An 11,452-nucleotide genomic window follows, 5' to 3' on the forward strand; every position below is an offset into this window, starting at 1 on the left:
CGGGTCGCTCCCCGCGTCACGGTGGTGGCCTGCGCCGGGGCGGACTCGGCAAGCGCCTCGGGGGCGGTGGCGGGTGCCGTGCGACGGGCTCGCTTCGCGCGACGGCCCCAGACGACGGTGCTGACGAGCAGGAGCAGACCGACGACGGCCGCGACGAGACCCGCGACGAAGGCTCCGGGCAGGCCGTAGCCGATGCCCACCTCGGGAGCGGCTCCCCCGGCCTTCGCGGGCAGGACGACGACCTGCACCGGCGCCTCCTCGGTGAGCGGGACGGCCACGGTCACGTCCTGCGCCACCTGCTGCTCCTCCCAGACGTCCAGGTCTGCGGGCGGGGCCGCCGGGTAGGCGCGGTCACCGTCACGCGGCTGGCTCCCCCCGACACCGTCGGCCGACAGCTCGTCGATCTCGGTGTGCGTGACGCCGTCGAGGTAGTCCTGCACGTGCACCGGGTGCCCGGCCCCGACGAAGACCTCCCCCGTGCTCGCACGTGCCGAGACGACCAGGTCGATGCCCGCGACGTTGAGCAGCTGCGGCGCCGTCGAGATGACCGGCGCGCTGTCGGGCAGTGCTGCGGGCTCACCTCCCCACGTGTCGTCCGGTCCGAGCAGGATGGCGACGGCGACCCCTCCGAGCAGGAGCAGGGTCGCGACGAGTCCGGTGAGCAGGCGCAGTGCCTTCATGGGTCCCCTTGGTGTGGCGTGATCAGGTCACCGCCCGTGGGCGGCTGCGCTCACGCTAGGCGAGGTCCGCCCCCTTCGCCCGTCGGTTGTCCACAGGCATGACGAAGGGGGCCGACCCTCCCGTGTGGGAGAGCCGGCCCCCTGCGTCAGGGACCCTGTGGTCAGTCGTCCTGCGACTCGCCACCGTCGGCCGGGGCCGACTCGGTCTCGGAGGACTCGCCGGAGTCGTTGTCGCTGCGGCGACGGCGACGACGACCGCCGTCGCGGCCACCCTCACGACCGCCGTCGCGACCGCCCTCACGGCGACCGCCACGACCACCCTCGTCGTCACCCTTCGAGCCGGAGGCCAGCTCGGCCTCCTGCTCCGGGGTGAGGACCGCGGCGAGGCTGAGCTTGCCGCGCGGGTCGATCTCCTTGAGCTCGACCTGGACCTTCTGGCCCACGCCGAGGACGTCCTCGACGGCGTCGATGCGCTTGCCGCCAACGAGCTTGCGCACCTCGGAGATGTGCAGCAGGCCGTCCTTGCCCGGCGTCAGGGAGATGAAGGCGCCGAAGGTCGTCGTCTTGACGACGGTGCCGAGGAAGCGCTCGCCGACCTCGGGCATCTGCGGGTTGGCGATCGCGTTGATCGCATTGCGCGCAGCGTCCGCGGACGGGCCGTCGACCGCACCGATGAAGACGGTGCCGTCGTCCTCGATGCTGATGTCGGCGCCGGTGTCGTCCTGGATCTGGTTGATCATCTTGCCCTTGGGGCCGATGACCTCACCGATCTTGTCGACCGGCACCTGGACGGTGATGATCCGCGGCGCGGTCGGCGCCATCTCGTCGGGCGCGTCGATGGCCTCGTTCATGACGTCGAGGATGTGCATCCGCGCGTCACGGGCCTGGGTCAGCGCGCCGGCGAGCACGGAGGCCGGGATGCCGTCGAGCTTGGTGTCCAGCTGGATCGCCGTGACGAACTCGCGGGTACCGGCGACCTTGAAGTCCATGTCGCCGAAGGCGTCCTCGGCGCCGAGGATGTCGGTCAGGGCCGCGTACTGCGTCTGGCCGTCGACCTCGTCGGAGACCAGACCCATGGCGATGCCGGCGACGGCGGCGCGCAGCGGCACACCGGCGTTGAGCAGCGACATCGTCGAGGCGCAGACCGAGCCCATCGACGTCGAGCCGTTGGACCCGAGAGCCTCGGAGACCTGACGGATCGCGTAGGGGAACTCCTCGCGCGGGGGCAGCACCGGCAGGAGCGCACGCTCGGCGAGCGCACCGTGGCCGATCTCGCGGCGCTTCGGGCTGCCGACCCGGCCGGTCTCACCGGTCGAGTAGGGCGGGAAGTTGTAGTTGTGCATGTAGCGCTTCTTGGTGACCGGCCCGAGCGAGTCGATCTGCTGCTCCATCTTGAGCATGTTGAGCGTGGTGACACCCATGATCTGGGTCTCGCCGCGCTCGAAGAGCGCCGAGCCGTGCACGCGCGGCAGCACCTCGACCTCCGCGCCGAGGGCGCGGATGTCGGCGAGGCCACGGCCGTCGATGCGGACCTTGTCGCGCAGGATGCGCTGGCGGACCTGCGCCTTCTGCACCGAGCGGTAGGCCGCGGAGAGCTCCTTCTCGCGACCGAAGAACTCACCGGGAGCCTCCTCGGTGCCCGCGAGGGAGGCCTTCATGGCGTCCTTGATCTCGTCGAGACGGTCCTCGCGCTCCTGCTTGCCGGCGATCGTCAGCGCGGTCGCGAGGTCGGCCGAGGTGGCCTTCTCGACGGCGGCGTAGGCGTCGTCCTGGTAGTCGAGGAAGATCGGGAAGTCCTCGACCGGCTTCGCGGCCTGCTGGGCCAGCTCGGCCTGGGCGTCGCACAGGACCTTGATGAAGGTCTTGCTGGCCTCGAGGCCCTCGGCGACGACCTCCTCGGTCGGCGCGGTCTTGGCCTCGTTCTTCACGAGGTTCCACGTCGACTCGGTGGACTCGGCCTCGACCATCATGATCGCGACGTCACCACCATCGACGACGCGGCCGGCGACGACCATGTCGAAGGTCGAGCGCTCGATGTCGCTGAAGTTGGGGAAGGCGACCCACTGGCCGTCGATGAGCGAGACGCGGACGGCACCGATCGGGCCCGAGAAGGGCAGACCGGAGATCTGCGTCGAGGCCGACGCGGCGTTGATCGCCAGGACGTCGTACTGGTGGTCCGGGTGGACCGACAGCACGGAGATGACGACCTGGACCTCGTTGCGCAGACCCTTCTTGAAGGTCGGGCGCAGGGGGCGGTCGATGAGGCGGCAGGTGAGGATCGCGTCCGTGCCGGGACGACCCTCACGGCGGAAGAAGCTGCCGGGGATGCGACCGGCGGCGTACATGCGCTCCTCGACGTCCACCGTCAGGGGGAAGAAGTCGAAGTGGTCCTTCGGGGTCTTGCCGGCCGTGGTGGTCGACAGGAGCATGGTCTCGCCGTCGAGGTAGGCGCTGACCGCGCCTCCAGCCTGCTTGGCGAGGCGACCGGTCTCGAACCGGATGGTGCGGGTGCCGAACGAGCCGTTGTCGATGGTGGCTTCGGTGGCGGTGATCTCAGGACCCTCCATCGGGTCCTCCTTTTCTCTCTGCGAACCGGGAGCATCGTCGTTGTGCCCCGGTAGGTCTTCTGCGGTGACGATCTTCAGTTGTCGATCTCTTCAGTTGTGCCGAAGGGAGAATCCCCCCGGATACGCGAAGAAGCGGTCCCCTTGGGCGGGAACCGCTCTCCACGAAGCTGTTATCGGCGAAGGCCGAGGCGCTTGATCAGCGCACGGTAGCGCTCGATGTCGGTGCTCTCCAGGTAACGCAGGAGGCGGCGGCGACGACCGACGAGCAGCAGCAGGCCGCGGCGGCTGTGGTGGTCGTGCTTGTGCTCACGAGCGTGCTCGGTGAGGTCCTTGATGCGCTGGGTGAGCAGCGCGACCTGCACCTCGGGGGAGCCGGTGTCGCCCTCGACGGTGGCGTACTCGGCCATGATCTGCTTCTTGACTTCAGCGGTCAGCGGCATGCTGCGACACTGCTCCTTCTCTGGGTTGTTGCGCGGCGCGCCCGGGCTGGTTCACCGGGGCTCTGTGGATCCGCGGCCGATTTTCACGGCAACCCGTGAAGATTAGCAGCGGCGCCCCCTTCGCCCATAATCCGGGCGAAGGGGGCGCCGTGGCTGCTCGACGCGTCGGTCGTCAGAGGTTGATCATGTGCCCCGCGATGCCCTCGACGGCCTCCTTGACCGCCTCGGACAGCGTCGGGTGCGCGAAGACGTTGCGGGCGACCTCGTCGGCGGTGAGGTCCCACTTCTGCGCGAGGGTGAGGACCGGGAGCAGCTCGGTCACGTCGGGGCCGATCATGTGGGCGCCGATGATCTCGTTGTGCTCCGCGTCGGCGACGACCTTGACGAAGCCGACCGCGTCGCCCAGGCCCATGGCCTTGCCGTTGGCGGTGAAGGGGAAGGTCGCCGTCTTGACGTCGAAGCCCTTCTCCTTGGCCTGCTCCTCGGAGTAGCCGAAGGAGCCGATCTGCGGGTGGCAGTAGGTCGCGCGCGGGATGAAGTCGTAGTCGACCGGCATCGTCTCGGCGCCGTTCATGTGCTCGGCGGCGACGACGCCCTGGGCCTCGGCGACGTGGGCGAGCATGAGCTTCGCCGTGCAGTCACCGATGGCGTAGACGTTGTCGACGTTGGTCCGGCAGTACTCGTCGATCGCGATGGCACCGCGCTCGGTGAGCTCGACGCCGATCGACTCCAGGCCGTAGCCCTGGGTGCGCGGGGCGAAGCCGATCGCGGAGAGGAGGCGGTCGGCCTCGAGGACCTGCGCGTCGCCCCCCTTCGCCGGGGTGACGGTGACCTTGACGCCGGAGCCGGTGTCCTCGACGGACTCGACCTTGGTGCCCGTCATGACCTTGACGCCGAGCTTCTTGTAGTGCTTGGCCAGCTCCTTGGACACGTCGGCGTCCTCGGTCGGGACCATGCGGTCGAGGAACTCGACGATCGTGACGTCGACGCCGAAGTTCTTGAGCACGTAGGCGAACTCGACGCCGATGGCGCCGGAGCCGGCGATGATGATCGAGCCCGGCAGGTCGTCGTCGAGGATCTGCTCCTCGTAGGTGACGACGTTCTTGCTGACCTCGACGCCCGGGAGCATGCGGGTGGTGGCGCCGGCGGCGATGATCAGCTTGTCGAAGGAGACGGTCTTGGTCTCGCCGTCGTTGAGGGCGACGTCGACGGTGTTGGCGGAGGTGATCGTGCCCCAGCCGTCGATCTCGGTGATCTTGTTCTTCTTCATGAGGAAGTGGACGCCCTTGACGATGCCGGCGCTCACCTGACGGGAGCGGGCGTGCGTCGGGCCGAAGGACATCGTGGCGTCGCCCTCGATGCCGAACTTCTTCTTGTCATGGGTCAGCGTGTGCGCCAGCTCGGCGTTCTTGATGAGCGCCTTGCTGGGGATGCAGCCCACGTTGAGGCAGACACCGCCCCAGTACTTCTTCTCGATCACCGCGACCTTGTTGCCGAGCTGCGCGGCGCGGATCGCCGCCACATAGCCACCGGGTCCAGCACCGAGCACAACGACGTCGAAATCAGCCATGTCCGACAGCCTAGTCATGACTGCGTTACGTTCGACACACAGCCCTGATCACGACGACGTGGACGAAGGACGAGATGAGCCGAGAGAGTGGGTCGAGCACCCTCATGGAGGAGCGGGACGGCGTGACGACGGTGCGGACCGACCCGGACCGGCCGCCGGTCGCGGTGCGCACCCCGCACACCGTGAGCGGAAGGGAGAAGCTCGTCTTCGCGCTCGTCGCCCTGCTCGGGGCGGTCGGCTGGACGATGATCGCGGTGGTCCGTGGCGAGCACGTCAACGCCGTCTGGTTCGTCTTCGCGGCCGTGTGCACCTACATCATCGGCTTCCGCTTCTACGCGCGCCTGATCGAGTACAAGGTGCTCAAGCCGCGCGACGAGCGCGCCACTCCCGCAGAGGAGTTCGAGAACGGCAAGGACTTCATGCCGACGGACCGGCGGGTGCTCTTCGGGCACCACTTCGCCGCGATCGCCGGAGCCGGCCCGCTCGTCGGACCGGTCCTCGCCGCCCAGATGGGCTACCTGCCCGGCACGCTGTGGATCGTCGTCGGCGTGGTCTTCGCCGGGGCCGTGCAGGACTACATGGTCCTGCACCTGTCGATCCGCCGCGGCGGCCGCAGCCTCGGGCAGATGGCCCGGGACGAGCTCGGCCGGGTCGGCGGCACCGCCGCGATCGTCGGCGTGCTCGCCATCATGCTCATCCTCATCGCCGTCCTGGGCATCGTCGTCATCGGCGCCCTGGCCCACTCCCCCTGGGGCGTCTTCTCGATCGCGATGACGATCCCCATCGCGCTCTTCATGGGCCTCTACCTGCGCTACCTGCGCCCGGGCGCGTCGGCGAGGTCTCGCTCATCGGTGTCGTCCTGCTCGTCGCGGCGATCATCGCCGGCGGTTGGGTCTCCGACCACCCGACGCTGTCGGAGACCTTCACCCTCGAGCCGATCACGCTGGCCTGGCTGCTCATCGGCTACGGCTTCGCCGCGTCGGTGCTCCCGGTGTGGCTGCTGCTCGCCCCGCGCGACTACCTGTCGACCTACATGAAGGTCGGGACGATCGCGCTCCTCGCGATCGGCATCCTCGTCGCGCGCCCCGAGGTGAAGATGCCGGCCGTCACCGAGTTCGCCTCGACCGGCACCGGGCCGGCCTTCGCGGGCTCGCTCTTCCCCTTCCTCTTCATCACCATCGCGTGCGGCGCCCTTTCCGGGTTCCACGCGCTCATCTCGTCGGGCACGACGCCCAAGCTCATCGAGAAGGAGAGCCAGGCCCGCTTCATCGGCTACGGGTCCATGCTCACCGAGTCCTTCGTCGCCGTCATGGCGATGGTCGCGGCGGTGAGCATCGACCAGCACATCTACTTCGCGATGAACGCCCCGGTCGCGCTCACCGGTGGCGAGCCGGGCAGCGCCGCCGACTACGTCAACGGCCTGCCGCTCAGCACCCCGTCGGGTGGGCCCGTGCCGCCGGTCGACGCGGCCACCCTCCAGCAGGCCGCGGACAGTGTCGGCGAGGAGACGATCATCTCCCGCACCGGCGGCGCCCCGACGCTCGCCTTCGGCATGAGCGAGGTCATGAGCGTCTTCGGTGGCGAGTCGCTGAAGTCCTTCTGGTACCACTTTGCGGTGATGTTCGAGGCGCTCTTCATCCTCACCACGGTCGACGCCGGCACCCGCGTCGCGCGCTTCATGTTCTCCGACGCCCTGGGCAATGTCCCCGGCATGGCCCGCTTCAAGGACCCGTCGTGGCGCCCGGGCGCCTGGCTGTGCAGCCTCATCGTCGTCGCCGGGTGGGGGTCGATCCTCGTCATGGGCATCCTCGACCCGCTCGGCGGGATCTACACCCTCTTCCCGCTCTTCGGCATCGCCAACCAGCTCCTGGCGGCGATCGCGCTGGCGGTCGTCACGACGATCATCGTCAAGCAGGGCAACCTGCGCTGGGCGTGGATCCCGGGCGTCGCGCTCGTGTGGGACCTGCTCATCACCCTGTGGGCATCCGCGCTGAAGATCTTCAGCAGCAACCCCAAGATCGGCTACTTCGCGCAGCGTGACGCCTTCGTGGAGGCGCGCGACAAGGGCGAGCTGCTCACCGGCGCCGCGTCGCCGGCCGACATGGACAAGATCATCTTCAACTCGCTCGTCCAGGGCACCCTGTCGATCGTCTTCGCCGTGCTCGTCATCATCGTCGTCGCCGCGGCCGTCGTCGTCATGGTGCGCGCCGTGCGCCACGGCGGGCTGCCGACGAGCGAGACCGAGGGCGTCCCGTCGCGGATCTTCGCGCCTTCGGGCCCGATGGCCACCCCCGAGGAGAAGCAGGTCCTCGCCGAGTGGCGGGAGGCGGGCCTGGAGCCCTCCCCCGCCGCCAGGGGCGGCCACTGATGAGCACCGCGACGGCCACCCCCTTCGCCGTGGTGCGGCGGATCGGCCGCTTCGTGTCCGGGGTGACCGGGGCCGACCGCTACGAGCGCTACGTCGAGCACCTGCAGCGGGTCCACCCGGAGCGACCGGTGCCCTCGCGCGCCGACTTCTGGCGGGAGCACTACGCGCAGCAGGAGCGCAACCCCGGGACCCGCTGCTGCTGACGCGGGCCCCGGGGTGCGCTCAGCGGACGTGCGCCCGGGGGCCCCGGCCGCGGCCCGGTCCGCCCCGGCGGTCGTCCTGCAGGTCGAAGATCTCGTCAGCCGATCCCAGGTCGAGGAAGACCGTCTCCCCGCTCGCGTCCTTGACACCGTCGTTGTCGGTGACGGAGTAGAGGTTGCCGTTTCCCGCGATCGTCAGGCCCTCGAGCTTTTCCTGGGTCCAGCCGTTGAGCCCCTGCAGGCGCGGCAGGACGTCCACCGCGAGCTCCTTGTCGAGGAGGGGCAGGCGCGCACGGTCGGCCTGCGCCCTCTTGCGCTTCGGCAGGTCGACGGCGTAGACCGCCTTGAGCTTCGCGTCCGGGCCGCCCAGCTTGTCGCGCTCGATGACCGCGAGGGTGTCCTCGTCGACCGCCGTGATCTCGCTCAGGCCGATCCAGTCGCCCTCGGTCTCGGTGGACTCGAGCTCGTATCCGAACCACTCCCACCTGCCGGTGGCGACCGTGTAGCGGCCGATGCGGGTGACCCCCTTCGGGTCGGTGGACGAGGCGCGCTGGACCGCGGCGTAGAGGACCGCATCGTCGCCGGTGCCGTAGCCGGTCACGCCCTCGAAGCCCTGGCCACCCAGCCCGGCGGCCACGCCGACGGGCAGGTCGACCTCCTCGGTCACCGCGCCCTGCGCGTCGATGTGGACCAGTCGGTTGCCCTCGGACCCGCCGCCCTTGACGGCCGTGCCCTCGACGGCCAGCCAGAAGCTGCCGTCCGCGTCAGCCCACAGGCCCTCGACGTCGTAGCCGACGGGCTCGCCGTCCTTGCTGAGGACGAGCTGGTCGGTGATCGTCGCCGGCCCGCCCTCGCGCTGCGAGGCGGTGTCGACGGTGTAGATCCGCGACGGGGAGAGGAAATTGTCCGGGGCCGCGTAGACCTCGTCGTCCGTGCCCGGGACCGCGGACAGGGCGCCGAGCGCCGACCAGGTGATGGGCGCTCCTTCACGGCCGCCGGAGTCGGCGGGGCGCGCGTCGGCGGACTTCAGCGTCGGCGAGGCCGCCGGGCCGTCCTGCAGCCGGTGCACCTGGATCGTGCCGCGGACGAGGTCCTCGGCGCTGTCCTCCTCGGAGGAGATGACGAGCAGGTCGCGACTCGGGATCGGCAGGATGCCCTCCGGGCCGACCGTCGACGGGACGAGCTGGGTGAAGACCGGCTGCGCGGGGTCGCTCACGTCGTAGACCGCGACGTAGTTGCCGCGCTCCGACCCGACGAAGGCGTAGGGCGTGCCGTCGTAGGTGGCCACGGCGATGCCCTCGGGCTCGGTGCCCTTCTTGCCGGCCCGGTGCTCCGGGTACTGGCCGTAGCGGTGGGCGAGGTCCTCGAAGCTCGTCCCCGCGTCCCAGGCCACGTCACCGGTCGCGGCGTCGAAGACGGTCCAGCCGCGGGTGCCGCCCTTCCAGTCGCCCTCGTTGGCCGTCGCGACGTGCTCGTCGTCGACCCATGCGATGGCGTCGGGCTCGCGGGGCGCGGCCTCGGTGGATCCGTCGAGGCGCAGGCCCCCGTCCTCCTCGTCGTCGACGCCCGTGAGGGCCACCGAGCCGGCGGAGAAGTGGTTGCGGACCTCGCCGGTCTCGGCGTCGAGGATGACGACCGCGTTGTTCTCCTGCAGGGTGAGCGCGAGCCGGCTGCCGTCGGGCGAGATCTTCACGTACTCGGGCTCTGGGTCCTGCGGGGTGTCGATGCCGGCCAGGCCGGTGAGGTCGACGTGCTCGACAGCGAGGTCGGCGACGTCCTGCGTCAGGTCGATCATCGCCAGGTCGCCCGCCGGCTCCTGGGGCAGAACGCCGTCGCCGGCCTCCTCGTCACGCTGGTTCTCCATCGCGATGAAGGCGCGCTCTCCCCCCTTCGTCACGTCGACGGAGTCGGGCTGGCCGCCGAGGTCGAGACGGCCGAGCTCCTCGCGCGTCTGCGGGTCGAGGACGATGACGACGCCCGAGGGGTCGGTGAAGCTCTCGGAGGTGTCGACGACGACGAGCAGCCGGTCGTCGGTGGCGAAGACGCTCGTGGGCTCACCCGGGACCTCGACGAAGCCATCGGGCGCCGGGCGCTCCGGGTCGGTGATGTCGACGAAGCCGATGCCCTCGGACGCGGCGTCGGTGTAGACGACGGTGTTGCCGTCGGCGGTCACGGTCGAGATCTCGGCGACCGACTGCTGGTCCTTCGACGTGTTGGCGTAGGCCGGGACCGTGGCCAGCCGGTGGAAGGACCGGCCGTCCGCGCGCTCACCCCCCGGCTGCGGCGAGGGCGCTGCCGTCGAGGACGGGAGCATCACGGTGGTCAGGGTCGCGGAGAGTCCGAGCGCGAGGAGGCTCGTCAGGCGTGGCGTGGGCACGGGGAGGAGGTCACCCTGCGCACCCGGCGGGCCGGTGGCGTGGTGGGGACGACCAGGTGATGCCCGGGTGAACGACCGGGGCCGCTCAGTGCCGGCGCAGCTCCTCGTGGATCTCGCGGGCGATCGGCGCCGCCGTCGCGCCGCCCGTGCCGCCCTGCGAGACCGAGACCGCGACGACATAGCGCGGCCGGCTCGTCGGCGCCCACGAGACGAACCACGCGGTGTCCTGCTTGCCGTAGACCTCGGCCGTGCCGGTCTTGCCCGCCACGGGCCACTGACGAAGCGGGAAGCCGACGAAGGCGGAGTGGGCGGTGCCGCCGGGGGCGCTGACGACGTCGCCGAGCGCGGTCCGCAGCAGGGCCCCGGCTCCCTTCGGCAGCTCGACCTCGCGGTTGTTGGCCACGTCGATGCGGCTGCGGGTGCCGTCGGGCGCGACCGTCGCGCGACCGAGGTGCGGGCTGGGCTCGTCGCCATCGGTGGCGATGGTGCCGTAGACCCGAGCCATCTGGAGCAGCGTCGCGGTCACATCGCCCTGGCCGATCGAGAGGTTGGCCTCGTCGCCGGGGCGGAACTGGTAGCCGCTCTCGCAGTTCTCCTCGGCCAGGGCGGTGAGATAGGCACGCCGGGTGCGATCGGCGATCTCGGGGTGACCGCGCTTCGCCTCGCGGCAGGACGCGTCCTTCGTCGACTCCCACCACTCGCGCTTCCACGCGCGCCCGGGGATGCGGCCGGTGGCCTCGGCCGGCAGGTCGATGCCGGTCGCCTCGCCGAGCCCGAGGTCGCGGGCGGTGTCGATGAGGGGGTCGCCGGCGTCGTCCCGCGCGGAGAGGCCACCCTGGTCACGCCACACGTCCTCGGCGACCCGGTAGAAGACGGTGTCGCAGGAGACCTTGAGCGCCTCGCGCCAGGTGATCCAGCCGTAGGCCCGCGACTCGAAGTTGTTGAAGACCCGGTCGCCGATGCGGTGCGAGGCGGAGCAGTTGACCTCGTCGTCGAGGTCGGTGCCGGCCGCGACCGCCCCGGGGAGCGTGACCGCCTTGAAGGTCGAGGCCGGCGGCTGCGCCACCCCGGTGACCCGGTCGATGAGCGGGCTGCGCTCCCCCGTCGTCAGCCGCTCGTACTCCCGCTGCGAGACCCCCTCGGACCACACCGAGGGGTCATAGGTCGGGACGCTCGCGGAGGCGACGATCCCGCCGTCCCGCAGGTCGAGCACGACGGCCGCGGCCGTGTCGGCGCGGTGGCCGCGGTCA

6 protein-coding genes and 2 pseudogenes are annotated in these 11,452 nt (G+C 70.5%); 2 read left to right on the forward strand and 6 right to left on the reverse strand.

Features of this window, described 5'->3' with window-relative positions:
• The 4 genes and pseudogenes from AC2W7J_RS09955 to lpdA form a co-directional block, all read right to left on the reverse strand.
• Positions 1-680 (reverse strand): annotated as a pseudogene (locus AC2W7J_RS09955) (hypothetical protein); the annotation flags it as partial.
• 161 nt (positions 681-841) lie between these two features.
• On the reverse strand, positions 842-3,247 hold the full coding sequence (locus AC2W7J_RS09960; protein ID WP_485982246.1) for a polyribonucleotide nucleotidyltransferase: 2,406 nt from the start codon (positions 3,245-3,247) through the stop codon (positions 842-844).
• Positions 3,248-3,417: 170 nt separating this feature from the next.
• Positions 3,418-3,687: a 30S ribosomal protein S15 gene (gene rpsO / locus AC2W7J_RS09965; protein ID WP_485982247.1), complete on the reverse strand. Its 270-nt coding sequence runs from the start codon at positions 3,685-3,687 to the stop codon at positions 3,418-3,420.
• A gap of 172 nt (positions 3,688-3,859) precedes the next feature.
• Positions 3,860-5,257, reverse strand: coding sequence for a dihydrolipoyl dehydrogenase (gene lpdA / locus AC2W7J_RS09970; RefSeq protein WP_421007319.1), 1,398 nt, complete (start codon positions 5,255-5,257; stop codon positions 3,860-3,862).
• Positions 5,258-5,361: 104 nt separating this feature from the next.
• Here lpdA and AC2W7J_RS09975 point away from each other — a divergent pair.
• A pseudogene (locus AC2W7J_RS09975) lies at positions 5,362-7,625 on the forward strand (carbon starvation CstA family protein).
• On the forward strand, positions 7,625-7,828 hold the full coding sequence (locus tag AC2W7J_RS09980) for a YbdD/YjiX family protein (RefSeq protein WP_485982248.1): 204 nt from the start codon (positions 7,625-7,627) through the stop codon (positions 7,826-7,828). Before AC2W7J_RS09975 ends, AC2W7J_RS09980 begins: the two are co-directional and overlap by 1 nt.
• Positions 7,829-7,847: 19 nt before the next feature.
• Here the strand turns inward: AC2W7J_RS09980 and AC2W7J_RS09985 are convergent, their stop codons facing one another.
• Complete coding sequence (locus AC2W7J_RS09985) at positions 7,848-10,202, reverse strand: esterase-like activity of phytase family protein (RefSeq protein WP_485982249.1); 2,355 nt, start codon at positions 10,200-10,202, stop codon at positions 7,848-7,850.
• An 85-nt stretch (positions 10,203-10,287) separates the two neighbouring features.
• Positions 10,288-11,452: penicillin-binding transpeptidase domain-containing protein (locus tag AC2W7J_RS09990; RefSeq protein WP_485982250.1), on the reverse strand; the 1,165-nt coding region annotated here is incomplete at its 5' end.

Source organism: Janibacter sp. CFPM2_SD2 (assembly GCF_057364645.1).